General features: G+C 36.3%; 23 protein-coding genes and 1 tRNA gene. 11 read left to right on the top strand and 13 right to left on the bottom strand.

The features are described 5' to 3' along the window. Positions 1 to 133 precede the first annotated feature (133 nt). The 3 genes from JOE44_RS06445 (at position 134) to JOE44_RS06455 (ending at position 3,228) form a co-directional block, all read left to right on the top strand. Complete coding sequence (locus JOE44_RS06445) at positions 134 to 280, top strand: hypothetical protein (RefSeq protein WP_165791654.1); 147 nt, start codon at positions 134 to 136, stop codon at positions 278 to 280. Between the two features lie 523 nt (positions 281 to 803). Next, entirely contained in the window at positions 804 to 2,942 is a 2,139-nt protein-coding gene (locus tag JOE44_RS06450; protein WP_209784839.1) for a hypothetical protein, read from the top strand. Beyond that, the gene (locus JOE44_RS06455) at positions 2,932 to 3,228 is read left to right on the top strand and encodes a hypothetical protein (RefSeq protein ID WP_209784840.1); all 297 of its coding nucleotides are present in this window, start codon (positions 2,932 to 2,934) and stop codon (positions 3,226 to 3,228) included. Before JOE44_RS06450 ends, JOE44_RS06455 begins: the two co-directional genes overlap by 11 nt. Before the next feature lie 163 nt (positions 3,229 to 3,391). Here JOE44_RS06455 and JOE44_RS06460 read toward each other — a convergent pair. The 7 genes from JOE44_RS06460 to JOE44_RS06490 all read right to left on the bottom strand — a co-directional run bounded on the left by JOE44_RS06460 (position 3,392) and on the right by JOE44_RS06490 (position 14,240). Continuing rightward, positions 3,392 to 3,476 (bottom strand) — tRNA-Ser (locus JOE44_RS06460). A 216-nt stretch (positions 3,477 to 3,692) separates the two neighbouring features. Beyond that, positions 3,693 to 4,187: a hypothetical protein gene (locus tag JOE44_RS06465; RefSeq protein ID WP_105682698.1), complete on the bottom strand. Its 495-nt coding sequence runs from the start codon at positions 4,185 to 4,187 to the stop codon at positions 3,693 to 3,695. Positions 4,188 to 4,268: 81 nt separating this feature from the next. Continuing rightward, the gene (locus tag JOE44_RS06470) at positions 4,269 to 4,937 is read right to left on the bottom strand and encodes a hypothetical protein (RefSeq protein ID WP_209784841.1); all 669 of its coding nucleotides are present in this window, start codon (positions 4,935 to 4,937) and stop codon (positions 4,269 to 4,271) included. 2 nt (positions 4,938 to 4,939) lie between these two features. Continuing rightward, positions 4,940 to 9,742, bottom strand: coding sequence for an RHS repeat-associated core domain-containing protein (locus tag JOE44_RS06475; RefSeq protein WP_209784842.1), 4,803 nt, complete (start codon positions 9,740 to 9,742; stop codon positions 4,940 to 4,942). A gap of 18 nt (positions 9,743 to 9,760) precedes the next feature. Then, on the bottom strand, positions 9,761 to 11,017 hold the full coding sequence (locus tag JOE44_RS06480; RefSeq protein ID WP_209784843.1) for a hypothetical protein: 1,257 nt from the start codon (positions 11,015 to 11,017) through the stop codon (positions 9,761 to 9,763). 6 nt (positions 11,018 to 11,023) lie between these two features. Continuing rightward, positions 11,024 to 13,186: a phage baseplate assembly protein V gene (locus JOE44_RS06485; RefSeq protein WP_209784844.1), complete on the bottom strand. Its 2,163-nt coding sequence runs from the start codon at positions 13,184 to 13,186 to the stop codon at positions 11,024 to 11,026. A gap of 544 nt (positions 13,187 to 13,730) precedes the next feature. Further along, positions 13,731 to 14,240 (bottom strand): DinB family protein, encoded by a 510-nt coding sequence (locus tag JOE44_RS06490; RefSeq protein WP_105682702.1) that lies wholly within the window; start codon positions 14,238 to 14,240, stop codon positions 13,731 to 13,733. A gap of 170 nt (positions 14,241 to 14,410) precedes the next feature. Between JOE44_RS06490 and JOE44_RS06495 the strand changes: the two genes are divergently transcribed. From JOE44_RS06495 to JOE44_RS06505, 3 genes are all read left to right on the top strand, one after another. Then, on the top strand, positions 14,411 to 15,547 hold the full coding sequence (locus JOE44_RS06495) for a tetratricopeptide repeat protein (RefSeq protein ID WP_209784845.1): 1,137 nt from the start codon (positions 14,411 to 14,413) through the stop codon (positions 15,545 to 15,547). An 84-nt stretch (positions 15,548 to 15,631) separates the two neighbouring features. Then, positions 15,632 to 15,967: a nuclear transport factor 2 family protein gene (locus JOE44_RS06500; protein ID WP_209784846.1), complete on the top strand. Its 336-nt coding sequence runs from the start codon at positions 15,632 to 15,634 to the stop codon at positions 15,965 to 15,967. Between the two features lie 64 nt (positions 15,968 to 16,031). Further along, a complete protein-coding gene (locus tag JOE44_RS06505) occupies positions 16,032 to 16,376 on the top strand; it encodes a YciI family protein (RefSeq protein ID WP_209784847.1) in 345 nt (114 codons plus the stop codon). A 61-nt stretch (positions 16,377 to 16,437) separates the two neighbouring features. Here the strand turns inward: JOE44_RS06505 and JOE44_RS06510 are convergent, their stop codons facing one another. From JOE44_RS06510 to JOE44_RS06525, 4 genes are all read right to left on the bottom strand, one after another. Continuing rightward, complete coding sequence (locus JOE44_RS06510; protein ID WP_209784848.1) at positions 16,438 to 17,001, bottom strand: DUF6624 domain-containing protein; 564 nt, start codon at positions 16,999 to 17,001, stop codon at positions 16,438 to 16,440. Between the two features lie 32 nt (positions 17,002 to 17,033). Continuing rightward, entirely contained in the window at positions 17,034 to 17,594 is a 561-nt protein-coding gene (locus JOE44_RS06515) for an AAA family ATPase (RefSeq protein ID WP_209784849.1), read from the bottom strand. 64 nt (positions 17,595 to 17,658) lie between these two features. Then, positions 17,659 to 18,654: an MsnO8 family LLM class oxidoreductase gene (locus tag JOE44_RS06520; protein WP_209784850.1), complete on the bottom strand. Its 996-nt coding sequence runs from the start codon at positions 18,652 to 18,654 to the stop codon at positions 17,659 to 17,661. 66 nt (positions 18,655 to 18,720) lie between these two features. Further along, positions 18,721 to 19,077 carry a helix-turn-helix domain-containing protein gene (locus JOE44_RS06525; protein WP_209784851.1) on the bottom strand — a complete coding sequence of 119 codons (357 nt, stop codon included), beginning with the start codon at positions 19,075 to 19,077 and terminating at the stop codon, positions 18,721 to 18,723. 109 nt (positions 19,078 to 19,186) lie between these two features. Here JOE44_RS06525 and JOE44_RS06530 point away from each other — a divergent pair, with 109 nt between their 5' ends. Next, entirely contained in the window at positions 19,187 to 20,332 is a 1,146-nt protein-coding gene (locus JOE44_RS06530) for an MFS transporter (RefSeq protein ID WP_245169726.1), read from the top strand. 285 nt (positions 20,333 to 20,617) lie between these two features. Here the strand turns inward: JOE44_RS06530 and putP are convergent, their stop codons facing one another. Both putP and JOE44_RS06540 read right to left on the bottom strand, forming a co-directional pair. Next, positions 20,618 to 22,114 carry a sodium/proline symporter PutP gene (gene putP, locus JOE44_RS06535; protein WP_209784853.1) on the bottom strand — a complete coding sequence of 499 codons (1,497 nt, stop codon included), beginning with the start codon at positions 22,112 to 22,114 and terminating at the stop codon, positions 20,618 to 20,620. A gap of 194 nt (positions 22,115 to 22,308) precedes the next feature. Further along, entirely contained in the window at positions 22,309 to 23,604 is a 1,296-nt protein-coding gene (locus JOE44_RS06540; protein ID WP_209784854.1) for an Ig-like domain-containing protein, read from the bottom strand. Positions 23,605 to 23,837: 233 nt separating this feature from the next. Between JOE44_RS06540 and JOE44_RS06545 the strand changes: the two genes are divergently transcribed. The 4 genes from JOE44_RS06545 (at position 23,838) to JOE44_RS06560 (ending at position 26,702) form a co-directional block, all read left to right on the top strand. Then, entirely contained in the window at positions 23,838 to 24,722 is an 885-nt protein-coding gene (locus JOE44_RS06545; protein WP_209784855.1) for a cupin-like domain-containing protein, read from the top strand. Positions 24,723 to 24,849: 127 nt separating this feature from the next. Further along, entirely contained in the window at positions 24,850 to 25,563 is a 714-nt protein-coding gene (locus tag JOE44_RS06550; protein WP_209784856.1) for a hypothetical protein, read from the top strand. Between the two features lie 56 nt (positions 25,564 to 25,619). Next, entirely contained in the window at positions 25,620 to 26,156 is a 537-nt protein-coding gene (locus tag JOE44_RS06555) for a TetR/AcrR family transcriptional regulator (protein ID WP_209784857.1), read from the top strand. 12 nt (positions 26,157 to 26,168) lie between these two features. Continuing rightward, positions 26,169 to 26,702: a Crp/Fnr family transcriptional regulator gene (locus tag JOE44_RS06560; protein ID WP_209784858.1), complete on the top strand. Its 534-nt coding sequence runs from the start codon at positions 26,169 to 26,171 to the stop codon at positions 26,700 to 26,702. Position 26,703: the final 1 nt, after the last annotated feature.

Consider the following 26,703-nt stretch of genomic DNA (forward strand, 5'->3'; position numbering starts at 1 on the left):
AACAATTAAGGGTGGAATTGACTGCAGAGGCGGCCAACTGTGCTTAATCGGTGGTAAGTGGCAATGCATGCCTTACGACGGATGCGGTGGTGGAAACCAACCTTAGTTTTACGTTTAATCCAATGACTTGACTATGAAAAATTTAAAAAAAATTTCAAGAGAGCAGTTGAAGACTACGAACGGAGGAGCATTAAGCTGTTCCGAAGCATGCTGCCCACCTCCGGGGATCAAAAGATGTCCTTGGGTGATTTGTGTAGCGCCATGTGAGATATTAAGTTAAAAAAGAGCTGTATTCTCCAAAAATAAAGCCTTGTAATTTTGAATTGCAGGGCTTTTTATATTTCTAAATATCTGATTCAGATAGAAAAAATCTAATTCCTCTCTTTCAAAAACGATAACTTATTTACTCACAAAATTTTGTATCCTATAATACTCAATTGCTTTTTGTTTCGGTGGATTTATACTCCATTCTTCCCTTTCACCAGTATAAGTACTATAACACATTTCAAAGGTTTAGATAAATCAAGGCCTTCATTGTTTATGTTTGTTTGTTCAATATAGGCTCTACAGTTGGTACAGATATAACGGAATTCACAATCTGTGAAGAATATTCTATTCATTTCATTAGTGAAGACAAGAACTAAATTGCTAGTGAATATGACATTAAAAAGAGTACATGACTTAATGGATAAATAACATTAAGAGGATTAAACAGAGAAGGAAATTATTAAATTACGGAAACCCGTAATGACCATTAAACATCAACACATAATTTAGCAGACATCTAATACCTATTAATAATTATGAAAATTGACATCCATGTCCATACAAGAAAAGTTAAGTCAGGAGATGCTGCAACCCGGAATATAGAAAAAGATGATTTTGTTGATATTATTAAGGACTCAGAAGTCAAGATCTTAGCCATTACGAATCACAATCATTTTGACAAAGACCAGTATGAAAATTTTAGAGATGGAGTTTCCACAATTTGCCAAATATGGCCAGGGATAGAACTGGATATTTTAGAAAATGGAAAAAGAGCCCATCTAATAATAATATGTAATCCTAAAAATTATGAAGAATTTAATCAACACGTAAACGAGATATTGGATGGACAAAATCCAGATAGTTTTACTATATCAATTAAGGAGATTGTAGAAAGGTTTGACTCTTTAGATTGCATATACATAGCCCATTACATGGTAAAAAAACCAAATTTAGGTGATGAGGAATTACAAATCTTAATTGATTCAGTTTCAAATTCTAAAAGAGTTTTAAAAGAAGCTACAAATGCGATTTCTGCAGGTATATATATTAGTCATGGGCATAACTCAATATATGGCTCTGATGTCCATGACTGGAGAGATTATATCAAAATTTCTAAAACATTACCAGAGCTAAGATTACCAGTTGAAAGTTTTGAACAATTTTGCTTATTGTTAGAAAAAGACGAAGCTACAATAAATACAATTTTAGATAAAAAGGTTAAAGAAAGTATTGATGTTGTACCTTTTACGGCAGCTGAGATAATTCGTTTAGATATTTATAATGATATAAATATTTTGTTTGGCTCAAAAGGAACAGGCAAAACAGAAATATTAGAAGCATTATCAAAATATTTTAACGCAAAAGGTCATAGAACGTCAGTATACAAGTCAAATGACAATCATTTAAATGACGTATTTGATATTAGGGGAAATTCATTTAATTGTGACGTTTCGGAATATGGAATTGATGAATGTGAAGATGAAATTACCTTTTTAAAAGAGGTTACAGAAGAAGAAGTTACTAGTCTAAGTAAATATTTACTTCATTTCTCTGTTGAGGAAACAAATAAAATTTCTCAGAAATTAAAGATTAAAAATATCAATCAAGAAGATGAAACAAAATCTCTTAGAAGTCTAGGTGAAATTTCAGAAATATTACAAGAGTTTCAAGAATTCAAAAACTATGTAGAAGAACATGAGAAATTGAATGAATATGTTAACAGTACTTTATTAGCTGAATTGATTGAAATATTTGAAAAAATCATCCTTCAGCTCAAGGAAAATACTGAAATCAATTTTTTTGAAAATAAGAGTATTAGATTCTTAAACAATCTAGTATCCACTTTTATTACTGAAATATCAAAAAAGACAGGACAACCTCCCAAGCCCAGCAAAACTGGTTTTTCAGATTATAGTAGTAATAGAATCAAAATAGAGTTAGCTGCAAAAAAGATACTTAGAAACATTAGTAAGAATATAAATCATATTGAAGAGTATGCTGGAAGTTTGGGAATTAAAGGAGACCTGAAATGTAATACTAATTTAAAACTGCAAGATGGAACTGTTTCAGATAGTAACTATTCTCCTGTAAAAAATGTAAGAAAAAGACCGCAAAAAGATTTTTCCAATGCGCTTAGATTAATATTAAGATTTGTTAATTCCCATGAATTATTCTCTAAAATTTCAGAATTAAATGAAATTGATGGTATAGATACCATAAATACATTAAGTGATTTACTCCTTAAGTATAGACATTTTACTTTAAATAATAATTTGTATAATCCTTCGAATGGAGAATCTTCTATGATTCTTCTCCATAAAGAACTTATGGAGGATAAAGAAATATATTTAATAGATGAACCTGAGAAAAGTTTAGGGAATGACTATATAAATGACGTAATTGTACCCTTACTAAAAGAAAAAGCGTTACTTGGGAAAAAAATAATAATAGCTACGCATGATGCAAATATAGCTGTTAGAACTTTACCTTATAATTCTATCTATAGGCTACATGATGCTAATCAATATTTTACATTAACAGGAAATCCATTCTCAAATTTATTAAAATGTATATATAATTCAAGACCTGAATTAGACTGGAAAGAAATAAGTATGAAAACATTAGAAGGAGGTAAAGAAGCCTTCGGAGAAAGAGGTAAAATATATGGAAACTAAAAAAGCTACAATTAAAAGAGAAAATTCTAACACACAATTAGTATTAGAATTAAGTACAGAGTCAGTTGAAATAGTACTAACTGATGACAATCCTAACAATATCAAATTTGCTTTTAATAAATTATTAAAAGAACTAAAAAATGGTTTATTTAAGTTTGATCTGGAAGATGAAAATCAAGACTTGTATCATCATATTTGTACTGAATATATAACACAGTTAAACTCTGAAATACAAACTGTTTATCAAGAGTTAACTGATTATCAATTAACAGCAGAGCAAATTTAGAATAAAAATTCCCCTCTTTTGGAGATAAATTATACCAAAGATTATCAGAAGTTTTGAAACTATAACAAAAGACCTGCAAAATCAATGATTTACAGGTCTTTTTGTTTTTAAATTCTGTACAAAATAAAAAAGCTACAAATCAAAAGATCTGTAGCTTTTTCTGCGGAGAGTGAGGGATTCGAACCCCCGGACCTGTTACAGTCAACAGTTTTCAAGACTGCCGCAATCGACCACTCTGCCAACTCTCCTTAAACTCCGGAAGCACCGTTGTTTTCAGTGGTGCAAATATAGAAAGTTTTTTATTACCGGCAAAATATTTTTTCAATAAATTTTGCATTTTTCCGGTTTTAAAGAAAATACGGCTTTCAAAAACAAGGAAAATGCGGGTATCAGGGACTCAACATCAGGCATTTACCTTCATGTATAAAATATTTAGCCCTTCAACCCTATTTTTCAATATTTATTTATCCGTAGTAATATTCGGTAGTGACATCTCCGCTAAAAGCCGGATGCATATCCTGTTTCTCCATATGCAGCTCAAATACTCTTTCGCCGTTTTTATTTCCTCCCCGTATTTTCAAAGCATACCATCCATTATCTAAGGATAAAGTAATGCTGTTTTCATCATTAATAGAGGTAATATCTTTTAAATAACCGATGCCAACAATTTTCACTTCATTATTAACTGTCTGAAAAACCCATCCTCTGGACTCTACCTCTACCTCATCATCATTCAAAATCTTTTCATCATTTACAGAAACCCGGAATGCATAATGGTCTTCTTCTACCCCTATTATTGGAATCGCAATTCCTGATTTTGTTATTTCATCCCCATGTTCATTTTCTACAAAATATTTTAAAATATTATTACCCGGGAGATTATGTTCCTGCAGGTATTTTGCTAAAAGCTGTGGACTAAATATCACGAAACCTTTACTTTCGGAGAATATTTTTTTCATATATAGATTGGATTTGGATTACATATTTCAACAGTATTACTGTGTTTTTGAGCTTTTATTAATTGTACCTCAAAGTAATGCTCAGGTCTTTCCTGGAATTCCAGATAAGTAATGGTCTAGTTCTATGAGAAAATCATTAATGATGACCACTACTTCTTCTACATTTTCCAAAAATATTTCCTGATATTCTCTTGGAGGCTTATTTAAATTATAAACGATTTCGGAATATTCATACTTTGATAATCCCATATAGATATAGTAGGGCTTTTCCCAATTCCGGTTGTAGGTTATATCTATAAAAAGCTTTCCTCTTGTTGCTGAAAAAATCAGTTCTCTATCATTATATCCGTCGTTGTTTCTTTTGAGGTTATTATAAATGATTGTCCAACTGGAAATTTTTAATGGAATAAGATCTTTTTGTAACGGATTGAGATATTCTGATAATAAATCGTAGAATTCATCTATATGATGACCTGTTTTTATCGTTTTATAAATATTTTCAGCATCATCATTTCGCCATTCTCCTAAAGACCTGGATAACATACATGTATCAAAAGAATATCCCACGTTGCTATTTTCATATGAAATAGAAATTGTTTTTCCTGTAATGTGATTTACGGCACTCAATAATAAAGTATTATCAAAAGGTATATCCAGTATATTGTAATTGTTGTCTATAAAGACATTTGCATCAATACTCCATCCTCCTTCAACCTGAATTCCGTTGTTTAATATTCCTTTATCTGTCATTGTTATCGGTAATTTGCTTTTTTTATATAATTAGCGGCATCTGCTGCTGAAATCGGATGACTGTGTATGGTACCGGAAGCCACTTCCACTCTCATGAATCTCGTTTTTTCGCCCATATTATATCCTATATCGGTAGGATGTTCGTAAATATAGTAAGTAACCCCTCCATTGGGTACTACATTCCCTTTTCTCATTGCATCAAACGCTGCCTTTTTCTCAAAATTTTTGAAGTTATCTTTCACTACATCCGGGAAATATGATCCTTCAGGTTTACCTCCTACTCCTTTAATACTTCTGGCTTTGGCATCTTCCATAGAAGTCGCCTGAATATGTTTGGTAGCATGTATAGAAGGCGGTGTAGGTCTTTTTGCATTGATAATTGAGCCTCGTTCTGCTTTTCTTCGTGACCATCCACCATCGACCTCAATCAATCCCAGCGGATCAATTTCGGAATTGCTATCATGTGTATAAGCATACAGATTAGGATTATCTCCAAGCGGGCCTATTGGATCCTGAGAAAGATAAGTCCCGTTTTGCACATCATAATACCGGAATCTGTTGTAGTAAAGTTCAGTCTCTTCATCCTCATACTGCCCTTGCTGCCTGAAAGGAATAAAGGATTCTTCTCCCTTTACATTTTCAACTCTTCCAAAAATATCATATTCAGCGCTCCACACCAGATTTCCCTCTTCGTCATAAGCCTGAACAGGTCTCCCTATATAATCTGAAATAATGGATGCCTTTCTGTTTCCTTCTATCTTTGCAGATGGTACGTGGCTTCCTGTTTCATAAATCCAGGTTACTAAATTCTCTACAGGTTCTTGTTTGACGATAATATTTCCTTCATCATCAATTTCAGTTGCAGGAATTTCCTCAATATCATAATTCCATTCATGTAAAAGAACGTTGCCATCCCAAATATAACGAGTTATTTTCTGCCAGCCAATTTTCGAAGTTCTTCTGCCCAGTGCATCATATTCAAATTGTACTTCCTTCCCATCCGGACGTTTTACTTTAGCCAGCATTCCGTTGGCACTCCAAGAGTAACTCCAGTCTCCAGGCTCCCATTCGGGGGTTTGTACTTCTGTGGATAAATCATCATTTACATTGGGTAAAAGAGTTCCGGATGGCATTTGTGAATGGCTAAGCCAATTTGAAGCAATGGCTTTATAATAAGGATGTTCATTGTTAGGTTCTTCCGAATGTTCCGGCCTTGCATTATTGATTACCCGTTTACTCTTTAATAATAAATTTCCTTCTTCATCGTAGTGATAAAACCAGTTTTTATCCCGCATCAGCTTTCCGCCTTTGTCATAGATGCGGTCAGTACGTTTTGCACTTTCATATAAGCAGCCGGTTGCATCAGGATTTTTATGCTGAACTTTTCCGTTGGAATATTCTGCAGCGGCAAGACTTCCGAATGCATCATAATCAAATTTTGTTCTGCTTCCTTTCACTTTGTCAAGGATATTCAGTAAACGGCTTCCTTCTCCCCATATATAATCTTTATGGAAAGTAGTATTTGTTTTATTAATGGTTACTTTCTGGCTTACAGGCATTCCTGTATGATCAAATTCAAAAGTACTGTCTATACCACCTGTCATTTCCCGAGAAAGAACTTGTCCGTTCCTTCTGATTTCAACATTCATCTGCCAGGGCAAGATAACCTCTGTGGCTGCTGCGGAAATATGCTTGAGCTGTCCCAGATCCGTATAAGAATAATCAATTTTCGCTCCTAAGCTGCTTTGCAGGCCAGTGAGATTTCCCTGGTGATCATATTCATACAGAACAGAATGTTCACCCTGTTTTTCTTGAATAATCTGTCCTAACGGGTTTCTCTGAAAACTTACACTGCTATCTTCATTATCCGCTTTAATAAGCAATCCTGAAGTACCATACTGATAGGCTTCCCAAGTTCCATCCGGATAATCAACCTGCGTTATTCTTCCCGCCAGATCATATTCATAGAAAATGGTATTTCCATGAGGTGTTCTTCTTTGGATGATTAAACCGTCCTTATCACGGACAAAGAATTTTTTCTGTCCTTCAAAACCTGTTTCTCCTATGATTTTGTTATTATAATCTCTTTCAAAAGCATAGATCTCTCCTTTTTCATTGGTAATGCTCATTAAGTTTTCATAAGCATCGTATCCAAAGGCTAGTGTTTCTTCTTTTTTATTGGTAAGGGCATTCCGGCGAATCTGTTTCTTGAGACTTCCCATTGGGGTATAGCTCATGAGCCATTCTGCGCGGCCATCTGTGGCGTACACCGGAAGATCATAGGCATCGTAGCGAAGTTTTATCGGTAACTGCCCCTGTTCATTCATTTCAATTACCCTTCCCATTTTATCTCTGTTCCACAGGGTTCTGTTGAAGGGTTTCGGACTGAAAACCAGCAATCTTCCATATTCATCATATTTCCAAAACTGTTCAGTCCCGACCGTATTCGTCAGCTGAATAAGCTGGCCCCTCTTATTGTATACGTAAGATGTTGTAACATGTTCTCTGATACTTTTTTCGGGAAGCCGTTTCCCATCAGCATATTCATAACATACATTTTCTTCTGCCGCATCTGTATGGCTGATTAGTCTTCCATATTCATCATAATTCCATGTTTCAGAAACACCTGAAGGGGAAAAACGGGCAACAACCTGTCCGAATTCATTATACTGGTAATGGTATTCTTCACCATCAGGGCTGTAAAAAGTCTTGATATTTCCCATTTCATCGTAGGTATATCCCTGAACACGTCCTTCGGGGCTTCCTATCATTTTCAGTTCATTGTGCGCTGTAAAGTCATACCATGTTTCCCCACCTTCTCCATCTACTTTTTTATAGACAAGAAAATTATCATCGTAGTAATACCGTTCTGTTTTATTATGTTGTTTGGGATAGATCACTTCTGTAAAGCCTTCTTCTTCATCATAATGAAAACTTCCTTCCATATATCCGTTCAGGCCTTTAGTATATACAACTCTTCCTTCTTTATCATATTTCCAGATATAGCTCATCCCATTTCGGTTGGTTCTTCTTACAATCTGATTGTTTCCATCATATTCAAAGACCATTGCTTTTTTGTGAATATCCCAGACATGAGTAAGATTTCCCCTATCATCATAATCATAACGAACCTGCAGATCTCTTTGTTTTTTATAACAGTAATAAACTTCTGATATCTTTTTATGTTCAGGATGAATAACCGTTTCTATACTGGCTTCAGTACCAACATCTTTTATTCTTTTCAAAATAATATTTCGATCTTCATATTCGTATTCACGAATCGTTCCGTCACCATATTCAATCCGGGTTACTTTATATAACACTCCTTCTGTGGCATGATGAAAGCGTGAATAGGTATAGATATCCGTTCCTTTACGAACAATCCAGATACTGCTGCTTGGTCTGTACTGCCAGATTTTATGATCTCTGAAATACGTCATTTCATCTCCTATTTCGGGTACAGGAATAAGCATCGCCATATTTTCTTCAGGATGCATCCAGCCGGCAAATTTATTATGCTCTTCAGGAAGGATAAACAGATCATGATTATTAAAAACACCATTTCCTAAAGGACCAAAATCATAAGGTCTGTCGCTGTGCCATATATTTTTCCAGAGTAAAGGGGTATTTCCCTGGATTTCAAAATCATCCCATTCAAAAAACATAGCGCCCGTTGCAAAATTAACAGGTTCAAGTCCCCAATGGCATAGTTTTTTGGATAAGGCATTCGAAAATTTGAACTTATTGAATGGAGCTTTCTTAAGAACACTGTTATTCAGCTTCTTTAAACCATTGGCTCCCATTTTGCCTATTTTTTTGGTGAGGCTCCTCATTAAAAACATCCCTGCAAGACGCATCAGCATTTCTCCGGGGGTATACACATGAGGGACAAAAGCTCCGCCCACCAATACAGGTCCGCCCGTATTGATCTGAATATACATGCTTGAGAAGTTATTATAGAAAGCAAAATAAGCCAGTGGATTTTTCTTTGGTTTATCTGGCATTGCGGGCAGCATCGTCATTCCGAAAGGGAATCCCATGCAGGTTAATACCTGCTGAGGCTGGTTTCCGCTCATTTTACTTCCCTGTGCCAGAACGGTCTGTGAACCGTAATATACTTCTCCTTCGTGCGGAGCTTCCTGGGGAAAAGGAATGAGATATACCGGAATAAGTGAGGTGATATGTCTGAATGGGATCACCACTCCCATAACACTGGTTGTGGTGGTTGCTTTATGTCTTCCGTGAACATATATTGAACCGCCCATGGGAATACTTTCCGGAAGTGACGGCATCAGGTTTCTTGCAAATTGGGGAATGGGAATTGTGATGGTAATATAATCCATAATGTCAAAAACAATTCCTATAAACGGATGTGGCAACGGTAACGGGATCAGCATAAATGAAGGCGGCGGCGGAATAAGAGTCCAATGGATGTCAATCGCCAGTACGATATCGAAATGCTTACTTGTATGCTGAATGGCCGTGGAAGGCATTGATGGAGTATTCACTTTGATCAGTTTCACTTTGCTTTCCGGAGCTGCTATTTCAGCAGTCACAGCACTATCTCCACCACCTCCGCTACTGCTGTTTTCCTGTTTACTATGATCTCCTCCCGCGATAGACTGAACCATGGAAACAGGATTCAGGGAATCAAAATTATTTTTCATTCCGTTCTTCCATCCCTGCTTGGTTTTATCCCAGCTTACCGAAGTAACGTCTGCATTTACCTTCAGAGAGCGATCCGGATTCATGTCCGGTTTTGCCACCTTGATGGGTTTTACTGTTTTTTTATTCAGATCTGCCATGATTCTTTTAATTTGAGATTATCCTGCTTTTGGTTTTTCCACACTTACCTTCCATTCATCACCAAAATACGTCTTCATTTCGCTGTCTAATATTCTTTTTTTATCTGTATCCCCTTCATATTTGAGAATAAGCATTGAGGCTACAAACCTCAGGCTGCTCTGCTCTCTTGCTGAAGGGTTCATCAATTTTGCTATGCCGAGACATTTTTCAAAATATCTGATCATTTTATCTTTTGTCAAAACAGTATCATTCAGTGTCCCAATGATTCTGTAACACTCAATAGCCATTGCATATTCTTCTATTTTCTGAGCAGTTTCTGCAGCTTTTTCAAATATTTTTTCTGCCCTGGACTTTTTGGAATTCCCTAATAAATGACTTCCATAATTCATATACATCTGAACTTCCAATGGTGAATCCCGCTCTACTTCTTCCAATATAATCCGGTAGGTATCTTCAGCCTTATCCTTCTTTCTATCTGCTGTATAAGCCTGAGTAAGCATAAAATAGGCAGAGATCTCTCCCTGTTTGTTCTTTTGTTCTTTGGCAAGCTTCACTGCTGTTTTTAATGCATGCTCCGCTTCTCTGAATCTTTCTTTACTTAAATGATTACTCGCTATAAGGATCTGCTGTTGAAAATCCGTATCCGGGCTATTCTTTTTACGATTGGTATGAGCAGCCGTATTCTGCATTAACTGATGAATGTCTACTTCCACTCTGAAACGGTGTGCTGAAGAGATATTGGGTAAGGTTCTGTAAGTGTGATGTTCTGCCCAAACCAGTTTAATATCTTTATTTTCCGATGCTTCACAGATTCTGCACCATTCTTTCACCCACAAAGACAGCTCTTCGGTATCAGTGATCCTAAGCGGAGCAATGTAGATGTATATTTTAGAATCCTGAATAGCAGGAAAGTTTTTCTTTAGCTCCAGAAGAGGATAAAATGCCTTACAAGCATCTGTTTTAAAATTTTCTTCCGGATTTTTCAGATCCCATTGCGGAATATTTCCTTCACTTTTCTTCAGCATTTCATAAAACTCAGTCCATTCATCCAACAAGGTTTGTCCGAAAGAGTTCATTCCATTAAATTCCTGATAGTGAAGTAAAAATATATCATCTTCTTCATCTTCAGCAAGTTTTGATTTGATAAATCCATCAAAAAGATCGGTTTCATGTTTTTCTCCTATACAGATCAGCATAGGCTTTTCTTCATTCTTTGAAACAACTTTCTGCCATTGTCTTTTTAATTTTACCAACTCCAGGTCTACAGGATTCATCTGCTTTTAGTTCAGTTTTACAGTTCCACTTACAATATTTGTCTCACTTCCTCCACCAACATTTATTTTTCCTCCGCTGCTGAGATTAGCTTCCGTATCACCTCTCATAGAAAGCGTTTTGGTGCCGATATCCAATGTATCAGATTTGATTCCGATGCCTGAAGTGGGATCACCGTCTTCAGGGCCTACTCCAACACCAATACTTGATGTTCCGCCTACTCCAATATTGACTCCCTGTACAAATACTTCTTTTCCTTTAATCTGAATATTTCCGTCTTTATCCATGTAAATGGAACTGCTTCCACAATTCAGGGTGATAGAAATTTTACTGTCTATTGTTATATTTCCTGCGCCATCCAGAAAAACAGAGTTTTGATCTTTATCTTTCACTGTAATTCCACCGGCATCGTCCAGACTCATGGTATGTCCGCTTTTACTGCTTAAGCTTTTGATATTATTTCCGGAACCGCCACCACCGCCAACTCCACCATGGAACATTCCTCCCATCACAAACGGACGGTCAGGATGCTGATGGGCAAAGTTCACCACTACCTGATCACCCTCTTCCGGAATGGCCATAAATCCACGGTTCTTACTTACTTTTTCGCTGCCTCCACCATCGGGAGTCATTACCCTGATATATTCTGTAGTGGTAGAACCATTCTGCCAGTCGAACTGAACTTTCACTCTTCCCTGATTTAAAGGATCTGTATTGGAAATTACCTTGGCAAACTGAGCATCTGCTTTCGGAGTGTGAAACTCCGGACGGGGAATAAATCCTGTATCAGAAGCAATGGCTTCAAATGTTCCTGTATAATATCCTCTTGCGTCTACCTCGTGATGCATATCGGTAATCATCAGCTTGGTAAAGTAAGTGGTTTCACTGCTTTCGGCTTTTCTCATTTCAATATCAGCGATACAGCCCGGATAAAGAAAAGGTACTGTTGTAATGCCTGAAATAACAAATACTTCTGAGGCTTTACTTCCGGCTGTTCCTTTTTGAGAATTTTCCACATCCATGAAAGACACCGCTTTTATCGGAGCTACTCTTAAAGATGGAGTGGTAAACGTTTTTTCTGAAATTTCATACGCTCTTTTTGCAATATCTGAAGTATGGTTAATCTTTGAATTTCCTGCTGTCAGCTTTTCATTTTTGCTGCTGTTGTACCCATAAAATGACGGATTTACATGCTGAGCCTTCATTTTTATCTTTACATCACTCACACTGCTTCCATAGGTAAGGTTTACAGGTTTTTCCTGAGGAGGAAGTTTCCCGAAATGAAGCACCTCACCATCATAATAAAATTGTTCTCCATAGGCTTCTGCAATTCTGGCCAGATAGTTATAATGAGTTTCTTCATATTGTGAACTATACGAAACATTTCCGTGGGCTGCATCTACTCTGAAATCAAAGGAATTTTGTCCCAGGCCTTCTTTTATCACCTGATCTGCAATGCTGTTGAGACTGATTTCCTGTGCTCCGCCAAAGCTTTGAATATGAGGGGCAGCATCTAAAAGAACAGTGGGACTGAAACCTGTAAGGACAATATTTCCCAGACTTCCTTTTTCCTGGCTGAAACCTACTTCAGTGATGACGCCTACAAAGTTCCTTTCGGGGCCGTCTTCAACGTCTTTATACCTGAAAATCACGGTAATTCTTTTTCCAAGAAAGTTTTGAGCTTCTTCCAGATTATGGTTTTCTGAACCTCCTAAACTATCATGAGCCAGCATCAAATCAAATTCATGATGCTTTACAGCACTTTGTTTTAACTGAAAATGCTTGAAATGTTTAATTACTTTTCCGTCAATTACAATTTCAAGTTTTACCACACGATTGATTCCGGCTACCTGATTTCCGGGAATGGTATTGGCATTATAAATCCCTGAGGTTGGCTGTTTTGCCCATACTTTGTCTTCTACGAGTGTAGGAGGATTGGGCTGCTTAACCTGATTCATAAACATTTGAGAACCGTTTTGAACGATTCCTGTATAAGCCTGAGCCTGAGCCATTTTTTCTGTAGCTTTCTTAATGGTTCCGCTCGATTTTTCCTGCACTTCCTGAGCAGCTTTAGTGACCGCCTGATCTGTCAGTGTTTCTTTAATATTCTTTACAGCTGAAATTTTATCTTTAGAAACAGGCATTTTGGGTGAATGATCGTCCTGAAACATAATTGTAATATTTTGATTGATTGGGTGTCAAATTTTTTTAAGCCTAAAATGTATCTGTACACTACGTTCAGATATATTTTCATAATCCATATTCTATTTGTAAAAGAAAGTATGGATATTGAGGTCAAAACAGGGCATATAGTAATTGATGAAAAAGAACTTCACCTCCCTGTTGAATTCAAGATTTCTCTTGATATTATAGTTGTAATATGCAGATTTTAATCATGATTAATTTTTTGTAATTGGATTGATGGTATTACAAAGATAAAACGGTAATCGCTATTCAAAAAATTTTCGATACTCAATCTGAAATTTTGTCGTAGTTCTACGACTTTTAAGCAATAATTCTAAAGCAAATGATTAAAAAAAAAGAAATAAACAACTCTGTATCAAATAAATATTTAACAATTTTTAATAAATGAAAAAGAATAATTTATCACTTAAAATAGAAATAAATCAAAAATGAAAGAACTTTTAACAATAGAAAACCAGCTGTATGATGACAGCTGGTTTGTATTTTAAATATCCGGTTATCTTCAGTATTTTACTCCTGCAATTTCACACTGATCTCCTGCACGTTCTCTGCAGAAAGCCCATAAAGTTGTGGTGTTTTTACCTCCAGAAGATTCAGGTAGATATATAATTCTGCCCTGTGGTGGATTTCATGTTCTATCATCGCCCGAAGCCATTTCCATATAGAAATTTCACTATTGGCCGGAGTCAGGCATTTCCTCGTGAGATCTTCATCAGAAAGCCCTTTGATAATGTCCAGAGTCTGCCTGTGCATTTCGTTGAAAAACTTAACTGTATTTTCATATCCGTCGGCAAGCTCTTTTCCACATCCCGGATAAGCACTTTTTCTTCCGCTAATGGTCTCTCCATACATATACCTTTCAATGGTTGCAATATGTCTGATCTGATCACCAATGGTAAATTTTCCGGGTTTATAGGAAAAATCAATATGTTCGGGAGGAATAACTTCAATAATACGATGTGTTCTTTCTCTTATTTTTCCATAATAATCAAGGAATGATTGTACAGTTTTTATTTCCATATCTTTTTCTTTATCTGGTCTTTTTCTATAGAGTGAATATAAGAATTCTCATGATATAAGGTTTTGATTTTTATCGTAAATGATTCAGAAGATTAAAAAATCCCGCATAAGTGAGTATAAAATTTGGAAGCTTATTAAATAACCAATATTTTAGTTAAAAAATAACCGTGATGAAACTAGGAATTTGTTTGTGTATTATTCTGTTAGGCTTTAAAAATGCAGCGGCCCAATCCACAAAAATTGATACTGAAAAGCTTCTTGAATATTATGAAACACAACGTTATGCCGAGGCCGCCACATATCTTCAGGGCATCTATCCCGGAGATACACAGGATATAAAAGCGCTTTCACAAATTGCTTACTGCAATATGATGGCGGGAAAACTGCCGGAAGCAGAAAAAAATTATCAAAAAATCAATGCCATCCAACCGAACAGCATGTCTACTCTATTCAGTTTGGCCAATATCAATTCCAGAAGGGGAAATGCTTCTCATGCCAAAACTTATCTTCAACAAATCATTCAACTTGACAGCCTGAATTTCAGTGCTTACAAACAGCTTGCTACCTATACAGAAACGCCAGAAGCCAAACTCAGTTATCTGAAGAAAGCCAATGCTCTTAATACCACCGACCCTGATTTGGCTTATGATCTTTCTCTAACCTACAGTGGTCTTAAACAATATAAGTCTGCTTATGTTGTATTGAAAACAGCAATTGCTGCCGATACAGAAAACTTCACTTTACAACAGGCTCTGTTGCCAGTGGCCAACCAGTTAGCCCAATACCCGGAAGTGATTGAAACCGGTGAAAAACTCCTTAAAAACCATGCTGATGTAAATGTAATGAACGATATAGGGCAAGCTTATTTTTATGTAAAAGAATATCAGAAATGTATCAATATTTATAAAATGCTGGAAAATATGGGCGTACAAAATGAAGGAACACTCTATTTTATGGCTCTAAGCTATCGTGAACTGAAAGATTACAACAATGCAGCAATCTATGCACAAAAGACTATTGATGAAGCCATTTCAGATCATACTCCATTTTACTATGCAGCACTTGCCGGGATTTATGAATCCAAAAATCAGTATAATGATGCCTTGACAGCTTATAAAAGAGGATTGACTTTTGGTACCAGCAATATCATTTATTACCGCTTAGGACTTCTTTATGATCTTCATCTGAAACAGCCTAAAAGTGCAATAACATACTACCAGATGTACCTTAAAAACAATCCGGATCAGGAAAAAGAAAAAGAGCAGATTGCGTATGCTAAAGGAAGAATTTCCGGCTTAAAACAGTAAAAATTCAAATCATTTTGTGATTATAGTCACAGGAGAAATATATTCTTCCTCCCTAATTTTGTATTCAACAATAAAAATAACATTATGAGCAACAGAAATCAAAATACAGCGGAACAGTTTATCCAATATTTAAATGAAGAAAATTTTGAAATGGCGGAAAGCTGTCTCCATCCTGATTTTACATTTATTGGGGTATTGGGGAAAAGAGAAAATGCTTCAATATACATCAAAGACATGATGCAGATGAAGTTTAAGTATGAGATTCTAAAGGCTTTTACTGCTGGTGAAGATGTGTGTTTATGGTACATGATTGATATGGGAGAAAAAACGATAGAGGCTTCCGGATGGTACCAGATCAAGGAGGGAAAGATTCAGTCATTGAAAGTTCTGTTTGATCCCAGACCTTTATTGGATAAATAAAAACACCTTAAAAACGCTGTCCCTGTTCATTTATCTTAATCGTCATAAAAAAAAGAATATGATTATGAAAGAATTTGCATTGATCTTCAGACTGAAAGACATTTCTGATTTTAAACCTTCTCCTGAACAGATCCGGGAGCGCATGATCTGGCTTGGAAACATTGCTGCACAAAACAAACTGGTGGATGAAGGAAATACTTTATTACCCGCTCCGGGAGCTGCCAAAACTGTAAAACCAGATAATATGGTAACGGATGGCCCTTATACCGAGATCAAAGAATTCATTAGTGGATATATTATTGTACGGGCAGAATCTATTGATGAAGCCGTTGAAATAGCGAAAGGAAACCCAATTTTTAAAATTGGAGGAAATATTGAAATTCGTGAAGTCTTGAAGACCGGCAAGTAAGGTGGAATTTGGAAGGAATTACAGTTTAAGTTGAAAATTTCTTCATGCATTCAGCATTGCTTTAAATCCATCCTGTTTTTTTCCTCCAAACTGTATATTCCTCATCTTTGCTATCAATTTCCGGAATATCTTCAGGTTCCGGAATTTTATCAATCTCTGCATCTGAGAATACTGGCAGATTTACCTTTTCACGTTCTGCATTTAAGTTTTCTTTGTTTTCTACCGGATAAATTGTTCCTTCAGCGGTCAACTGTGTTCCATATTTTTGAGGTTTACTCTGAAAAACCTGAATCCGGTCGTATAAATAGGCTGTATGTATAGGATTAATATCATTATAATGCTCTTCCATCATGACATAGCATGTCTTCATAAATTCTGGTTCACCAATCGCATGCTGAATAATAAGCCACACTGCATCATTTGCTTTCTCACCTACTTTTGAGATGGTAGGATAACCAATTTGTGCTATAATCTCCCTCAGCCGTTTTGCATTGGCTCTATGAATCTCTTCCATTTCGGGATGATAGCCTCCGGAAAGCTGCCCTGCTTCCAACAGTTTTTCTCTGACCGACAGATCTTTGCCAGCCAGCTCGATCAGTTCTTTTTCAAAAGTAGGATTGTTCATATGATAAATAATAATTGATGCTTAACTGATATTCAACCTGATATAAAAATTGTATCAAGAATAAAGCGTGCCCTGTTTTCCACTGAAACTTTCGGAACTTCTATGATATTATATTCATATTCCCGATATATTTCTTTCATACACTCAAAGGTTTCCACTGCCTTTTCAAAGGTCTGTTTTCTTTCCGGATCGTTTTCATAAATCTCTTTCCATGGGGGAAGAATAAAAATAGGGTTATGATAAACCATTTCTCTTGCTTTTGCTTCCATAGATGCCGGAATGATAATATTTTCAAGCCTCATATAACCGAGGGTATCCAATATTCCACGGTCAAAGAAAACAGGCGCTGTAGAATTCATCTGACTTATTTTCAGGTAAGTTTTTACAGATTCTTCAAACATGAGCACTGCAAAAAGTTCTTTATTAAGCCATGGAAGGCCTTTCCCACCGGAATCAATCTGTTCTTTAATGATTTTCCTTCCTTCTTCAGGTACTGTTGTTAATTCATGACGGTTTAATTCATCCAGCAACGTTGTTTTTCCTGCTCCGGGACCTCCGGTAATGATATACAATGTTGAAATATTCTGCTTCATGGGTGTACATTATTGTGTAATTATAACCCCATAGCACAACAGAATTTTCATTGAGGCTGTAGGGTTAGTTATTGTTTTTAATGATGCTTTTATAAGTGTTGATACGATCTTCTTCCCGGTACATGTTACACAATATCAGGAGATCATCTGTATTGTACCTTTCCGCAACCTGATGTAATTTCTGATCTACAGATTGGGGTGTTTCTATCATAATTCTGTTTAAAACAGTAAAGAATTCTTCTTCATCTTGTGTTCCTAAAACCCTCTGCTCCACTGCTTCAGGAGAAAGAACAGCATCAGGACTGACTAGCTGTCGGGATTGTAAAAACTGATAAGCCATTCCATAGGCATTTCGTCTGGCTTCTTCAATGTTGTCTGCTACAGACAGGGCTATAGCAACCTGTAAAGAAGGTTTGGAAAAATATTGCGTTGCATCAAATTCTCTGAGATAAGCATCTGTATTTTCCTTTCCATTTTCGCTATTCATAAAAGCCGCAAATGAATATCCAATTCCATGTTTTGCCGCTTCCCGGGCAGAGGTCATTCCTGAACCCAGCCACATGATTTCCGGGATATGCTGCACATGAGTAGGCTGTGCAATAAGCCCATCATATACACCTTCTTGCTCTCGTATGAATTGAATGATCTCTTCCAGCTTTGTTTCCATATTGGATAAAACCACCGGTTTATGGCTATTCAGTGCCATGACAGCATCTTTTAATCCTCCCGGCGCTTTTCCCAGTCCGAGAATAAACCTTTCAGGATAAAGGGTTGACAGCATTTTGGACCATTCCGCAATTTTATACGCAGAATAGTTCCGCATCATAATACCGGCTGTTCCTACTTTGATACGGTTTGTTTTACTGAGAACGATAGCAGCTAATAATTCAGGGCTGGAACTTCCATAGGCTTCTACGCCATGATGTTCGGAATACATAATGCTATGAAATCCCATTTCTTCAGCCAATACAGCAAGGTTAAGACTGTTTTTCAATGCGGATGCTGCATTGCCACCCATGGTTGTAGGTGACTGATCTAATATCCCCAATTTCAGCTTCATACTATTGAATCAATTTTATGGTGAAGTTATGAAAAAAGCGTTATGTAATGGAAAAATATAATCTTATCATTCTTTAGGCGGGAAGACAATTCCTTCATCCTTAATCAGCTCATAGCCAAACTTCATAATGGTTTCAATCACCGGAATGGCTTTTTTCCCTTTTTCCGTAAGACTATATTCTACTTTTGGAGGAACTACGGGAAATACTTCCCTGTGAATCATCTCTTTAGACTCCAGTTCGCGCAGCTGACTGGTCAGCATCTTGTCGGTAATATGCGGAATGTCTTTTTTAAGCTCACTAAAACGAAGAGGTTTCTCCTGTAACCTCCACAGAATAGGCATTTTCCAGGTTCCTCCGATATGACTTAAAGCAAATTCAATAGGCGTATAATACAGTCTTTTATCATGGAAAAATTGAGGCATAGAAATCGTTTTTTATAGATAAACTTTCAAAAAGGTAAGTATAGAACTAAAAGGTAAGTATATAGCTTTTTGATAGTCTATTCTGCAAATTTGCAAAAAAATAATGATAATGAACAAAAATCTTTATGTGCTGGCACTGGGTGTTTTCGGAATTACCACTACGGAATTCGGAGTTATTGGAGTATTACCAGAAATTGCTTCAGCTTTCCACATCCCTATCGAAAAAGCAGGATGGCTGCTCAGTACCTTTGCATTAATTGTTGCCGTTTTCGGGCCTTTTATGCTGATGATATTATCTTCATTCAAAAGAAAGAATCTGCTACTTTTATCTCTATTTATTTTTGTCGCCGCCAATATCCTTTCTGCCTGTATCACCAATTTTTATCTGCTTCTTATCGTAAGAATGATTCCTGCATTTTTTCATCCGGTTTATTGGTCTATTGCACTGTCGGTCGCAGGAGAAGCTTCAAATATTAAAGAAAAATCCAGAGCTGTAAGTATTATCTTTTCCGGTCTTACGCTGGCAACGGTAATGGGAGTTCCGCTGGCTACTTTTATGTCTGATTTCTTTTCCTGGCAGTCCTCTTTCCTGCTTACTGCATTAATTAATGTAGCAGCGCTGGCAGGGGTTTGGATCTATTTGCCGGAGATTCAAAATATAAATGGCGATTCAAAGGGTTTCTCAACTAAAATATTTCACAACAAACAATTATGGATTGGGCTTTTCCTGGCATTCTTTACCATTACAGCAATGTACTCAACCTATGGTTATATGGCAGAATTTTTAAAGAGTATTACCAAAATGGACGGCAAACAAACCAGTCTTATGTTTTTCCTGTTTGGAACGGTTGGAATTGCGGGAAACAGAATTGCGGGAAAATATATGAGCAGATTTCCTTTCCAGACAACTCTACTGTTTTTAATTCTATTATCAGGAATTCATTTGTTAATAGGACATTATGGAAATCAATTTCTACCTATGATATGGATTATCGGATGTTGGGGGCTGGTTCATTCCGGAGGTTTTCTGATCAGTAATATGAATGTCACTTCTTCCATTTCCGGTTCTTCGGAGTTTATCAATAGTATTTTTACTTCCTGCGGGAATTTTGCTGTAACAGCGGGTACTTTATTTGGAGGATTCTGGATTGGCCGTTATGGGATAGAGCACATAATTTGGTCAAGCATTATAGGATTGACTCTCGCTCTTATACTGGTGCTTATCAAAAGGAAGTATACAGAAACTAAACTTTAATATGCTGATGTGAGGCAACCAGATGCTATACATTCACTGGCTGCAGGTGGGCGACCTTCTGTGATTGATTTTAAATTTTGTCTCGCAATTTTCTTTAGATTTTTCATGATCAATAAGTTGTTGGGTTGAAATAACAAAATAGTAAAAAAATGTAAACCATCTTTAATACAGATTATTAAATAGCAATACATTAAAATATAATAGGCTGGGAAAAAATGAAAAAAAAATATACCCTCACTGTTTAGCAAGGGTATATTATTGTTGTATTATTGCAAAAGTTCTATATTACTCCTGCATTATTTTTTTAACTTCATTAAACTCGCTTTCAATAACAGCATCTGGTTTATAGGTTGATAATGAAACAATCACATTAGTCAACAGAGAAAGAGTAAACCCAGGAATGATTTCGTACCAGTCTTTTAGTGGATGCTGAAGATAGACCCATGCTAAAACCGTAATTCCTCCTACCATCATCCCGGCAAAACCTCCCTGCCATGTTGCCTTTTTCCATAAAAGAGACAGCAGGATCAACGGTCCGAATGCAGAACCAAAGCCAGCCCATGCATTTCCTACAAGATTAAGAATACTATCCTTGGGATCCAGGGATAAAAGTACCGCAATGACGGCTACGAGTAAAACAGAAAGTCTGCTCGCCATTAATAATTGCCTGGAAGTTGCTTTTTTATTAAGAAAAGCTTTGTAAATATCTTCTGTTAATGAACTTGAAGTCACCAATAACTGGGAAGAAATCGTACTCATTACTGCTGCGAGAATGGCTGTAAGTAAAAATCCTGCAATAAACGGATGGAATAATATACGGGAGAAATAAATAAAAATAGTTTCTGCTTCCGTCTTTGATCCGTCAAACTTCATCATAGTATTCATATCGAACTTTTGCAGATAAGCGATTCCTACCAATCCTATGGCCAGAGCTCCTGCTACAGTAAAGATCATCCATGTAATCCCTATGCGTCTCGCTTTAATCAGATCTTTCGGTTTATCAATAGCCATAAAACGGACCAGAATATGAGGCTGACCACAATATCCTAATCCCCATGCCAATAAAGACATAATACTTACGGTGGTGGTTCCTCTGAACAGATCCAGATATTTTGGATTTTTTGCTTCAATCAGGGAAAACGTCTCTCCCACACTTCCGATTTGAGTAATCGCTACAATAGGAACAATCACCAATGCCAACACCATGATGGTGCCTTGCACAAAATCAGTAAGACTTACTGCCAGAAATCCACCTAGAAATGTATACAGCACTACTACCAGACTTGTCAGGAGCAAGCCTACAGTATAATCCATCCCGAAAGCTGATTCGAATAATTTTCCTCCGGATACCATTCCTGCAGAAGTGTACAGAGTAAAAAATACCAGAATAAAAATAGAGGATGTGATTTTCAGAAGCTGATTTTTATTTTTAAACCTGTTTTCAAAAAATACAGGTAGTGTAATGGCATTCTGTGCCACTTCTGTATAAATTCTGAGCCTTGGGGCTACAATAATATAATTGAGATAAGCTCCAATGGTTAAGCCTATCGCAATCCAGGAACTTGAAATTCCGGACAGATACATTGCTCCCGGAACGCCCATCAAAAGCCATCCGCTCATATCGGCTGCACCGGCAGACAGTGCTGTTACGGCAGCTCCCATTTTTCGGCCGCCAATTAAAAATTCTTCTGAATTACTTGTTGATTTTCTATAAGAATATATGCCTATACCTATCATTAATAACAGGTATAACCCCACAGAAATCCCTTCATATACTTGCATATCACTATTTTTACGAAGCCGAATATAACCTTTTTTTGAAAAAGGTTAAATCTTCTTCCATCCACAGAATCTTATGAAAAGGCTAAAAAAACCAGGAAATCAATACAATTTTAACACACTACCAAAAATATAATCAAGGATAAAAGAAATTCATTTTCAGATCCTCCATATTAATTATCCCTTTATGAAAAAGGCTATTTATTGCCGGTTGTAAATTTTATAAGAAGTTTCTCGTCTCTTAGAGGATGACCTTCTTTAGAAATAAAACCTTTATTGGTAAGCACAAACTCATACTCTTTATTGGGTTTAAGATCTACTAATACCAGCAAAGTTTTGTTATTGTTTTCCATCCCTGCTATTTTTGTCATTGGATTATATTCTTTTCCCTTATCAGACAGATTGAAGGAATATTTCCCGGGAACCATTTCCTGTGAAAAAGTAATCCGGAGTTCTTTTGTATCTGCATTTACATCTTCGGAACCATTGGCTGGCTCTATTTTCACTACATAAGGTAATTTACTCTGATATTCTTTGACAAGCTTATCAATTTTTTCTTTGAAAAACTTTGATTTGTCCAGAAAGTCTTCCACAGATTTATTATCACTATAGTTCAGTTCAATAATATCTTTGATGGCCTGTTTTTTATCTTTTGCATTCTGGTAGTACATTTTACTGATCACATATCCTACATAATAACCTAAATCTGCACCTTCTCCTTTTTGTCTTCCGTTATAAAACCAGTTGGCAAGATTACTGGTAAACATTTCTTTTTTAAACTGGGCTTTAACTTCAACGTCATGAGCAGTTCCGTAAGAAATATATTTTCTTTCGGGAGATTCTTTCATCGCAAGTTCGGCAATCAGATCGCATGATCCTTCCTTGATAGCCTGGTTTAAAACCCTATTTTGAGATCCCGTCTGCTGGGTATGTATATATTCGTGAATATTCAGGAAAACGATATTATCCAGAGACTGGTTTGCAAAAAGACTCTTCAACCATTCATCTTTGAATTCTGAGGTATCTGTAGACGGAAGTCCGGTGGCAAGTTCAGCCCCCACCAATACCATATCGCCACTCACTGTTCCTACTGCGTTAAGCCCACCAATTGTAAAATACATTTCAGCATCTTTAAGGGCAGGATACAGCTCCTTCAGTCTGGCAACACTAGCCTCCAGTTCTTGGGTCTTGGTTTTTATTGTTAAAGTATTCGGTCTCACTGAATTCCAGAATTTCGGATACTGGCCAATGACTTTTACATAAACGCTATCATTGTAATTTCTGGCCTTCATAAAAGCTTTCAGCCCTTTTGTTGCTTTGTCGGTATAAAGTTTTTTAATAAGATCCAGCTTTCCGGAATGATCATTTGTTTTTTGGATGCTGTCATAAGCCACCCAAAAGTTATCAATATCTGAAGTAAAAATCTTGGCTGATTTTTGCGAAAAGGCAGTGCAAAATACAAGTGAAAAAATAATGGTAGTAAAACGTCTCATGGTTATTTTAAGAGAACAATTATACATACAATTATTGTATCTCACAAATATCTTTTACATCGTAAAGACCGCAGATGTCAAAGGAACAGAGTGTAAATTCACATCATAATAACTCTAAAAAAATGAAGCCTAAATAGTAATTTGTTATTTATTTATATTAATTCCAAATAATTTTAATTCTTTCCATTTTATTGTCGCAAATATTTAATACTTTAGCTTAATAATTTGAACGAATGGGAATAATCCTTAAACCAATTGATATTGTAGATGACATTTCACAAGAAGATTTCCGTGAAAAATATCTAAAGCCATGTAAGCCAGTGGTAATCAGAAATATGGCAAGAAAGTGGCCCGCCTATCAAAAGTGGACGATGGATTACATGAAGGAAGTAGTAGGCGACGTAGAAGTTCCCCTTTATGACAGTGCCAAAGCTGATCCAGCCGCTCCCATCAATACACCGACTACGAAAATGCCTTTTCGTGATTATGTTGACCTTATTCAGAGAGAGCCTACTGATCTGAGAATTTTCTTCTTTGATCCTATAAAATTTGCGCCAAAATTGTTGGAAGACTATGTTCCGCCAAAGAATCTTATGGGTGGATTTTTAGATAAATATCCTAGTATGTTTTTCGGAGGTAAAGGTTCTGTGACTTTTCTTCATTATGATATTGATATGCCGCATATTTTCCATACTCACTTCAACGGAAGAAAGCATGTTCTTCTGTTTGAATACAAATGGAAAACACGTCTGTATAAACTTCCTTATGCCACGTATGCACTGGAAGATTATGATATCGCCAATCCGGATTTTGAAAAATTCCCGGCATTGGACGGTATTGAAGGAATTGAATGCTTCCTGGAACACGGAGATACGTTATTCATGCCTACAGGTTGGTGGCACTGGATGAAGTATCTGGACGGATCTTTCTCTATTTCCCTGCGTGCCTGGGACAAAAGCTGGGCTGTAAAAGCACATTCTCTTTGGAATCTTGCTGTTCAGCGTAATTTTGATAATTTCATGAAAGGACGATACAAAAAAAGGTATATGGACTGGAAAGAAAGAAAAGCTGTAGAAAGAGCTCATATTGCCTTGAAAAAAGGGCTTCCCAAAAAGTAATAAAACTTTTTTAAATAATTAAAGAGTGGATGATTTACCTAGAATCATCCACTCTTTTTTATTCCCCTTTAAAATCTAATTCAAAAATTAGGTAAATTGCAAAAACGTTCCCTTAATATCCGTCTATATGTTTGAAAAATTGATAGATAGTTTTGAAAAGCTATGCCTGCAGATTATTATTGAAATATTGCTGGTTCCGGTAACCATTTTCAAGTTGTTTCAGGATCCCCGCCGCTGTTATGATCTTTCTGTACATGAGATGGAAAAAGAAGAAACCGAGCGTTTTCAGGACTACCTTTCTCCCATCAAACTTTCTGTTTATACTTCTGTGATCATCTCTGTGCTTTTAATGGATTATGGAGGTGAGCATAATATTATTTCGAAGATCAAGGGATTAAGTATGGTGGAAAAGGCTCTGTTTATATTCCTCATGAATAATATTACTGCGGTCATCTTCAGTGTCGCTTTATTATGGTACAAAAAAGAGAAAGTCAATACTGTAACCTTCCGTACCTTATTATTTTCCTTCATTTATACAACTGTGTATACGTCTACTCCATTTTTTATACTCATCAGTTCGGCAATGTTTCTTGGACAAACATTGAATGTAGAATCTTATCTGGATCATATTGGGAAGGTGAATCAATATGGAACAAGAGATTATCTGTTTTTCCTGGTCTTTGTGGTTTTTATCATTATTGGAATAATCGGTATTTTCAAGCTATTCAAAGCATTACACTATATCCTGAAGAATAATTTCAGCTACCATCCTTACGTTGTTTGGTTTTTTACAGTACTCTTCTTTGCCGTTCAGCTTTATTATGCCAGAGGATTCATTTAGAAACCAACACCTACCAATCTGTTCATATTTCCTTACCTTTGTAAAAATCTTACATCATGCCCCGACCTCGAGAAAGAATATTAAGCACCGCTATGGTTCTCTTCCATCAACAAGGCTATAACAGTACGGGGATTAATCAGATTATTGACGAGGCTGAAGTCTCAAAAGCAAGCTTTTACCAGCATTTCAAATCTAAAGATGACCTTTGCATCGAATTTCTTAATAAAAGGTATGATTACTGGGTTTCTGAACTTGAAAAATTTACATCAGAAGCAGAAACATTACAGGAAAAAATACTAAAGTCATTTGATTTTTTGATAGATATGAATGAAAGAGAAGATTTCAGAGGATGCAGTTTCCTGAATATTTTATCTGAAATTCCTGCTGATAAGGAAGAAATTCACAAAGTAATCCGCCATCATAAAAATAAACTCAGAGAATGCTTCAATGAAGACATTCAAAACGATATGGTTTCAGCTCATGTTTACCTTCTTTTTGAAAGTTCAATCCTGACCAGCCAGCTGTACAGGTCTGATGAACTGATTGAAAAGTCTAAAATTATTGTAAAGGAAATACTGAGCACCTCACTTTAATCCTTTTCAGATATGCACATTCCGGATATTCATTCTTTTTTTAAATCAGATCTTCATGTATTATCTGAAGTTACGTATCCTGCTAAAACCATTCTGCTTGAAGAAGGAAAAGTTTCAGATAAGATGTTCCTGGTAAAAAACGGAGCCTTAAGAGTATTTTTCTATCAGGACGGAAAAGAACTTACATTGGAATTTATTACAGAAAATCAAGCCGTTTCATCTTTTAACAGCTTCCTGAATGGCACCCGAAGTGAATTTATCATAGAAACACTGGAATCTTCCACAGTATATGAGATGCATGTAGATGTTTTTCATAAACTCATGGAAGGTCGGGAGTTCCAGCAAACTTTTCATCCTCTTTTTTACAGGCGCTTCAGTGAAATTAATAATCGCCTGGTTTCTTTTATTAAAGATTCTCCACAGAAAAGATATGAACAGCTTTTAAAAGACAGACCAGAGCTTCTTCTCCGTTTCCCACAACATTATATAGCTTCCTATCTGGGAATTACCAGTGTTTCACTAAGCAGAATCAGAAACCGCAGATAAT

This window comes from Chryseobacterium sp. PvR013 (genome assembly GCF_017833095.1).
Taxonomy (GTDB): Bacteria; Bacteroidota; Bacteroidia; order Flavobacteriales; family Weeksellaceae; genus Chryseobacterium; species Chryseobacterium culicis_A.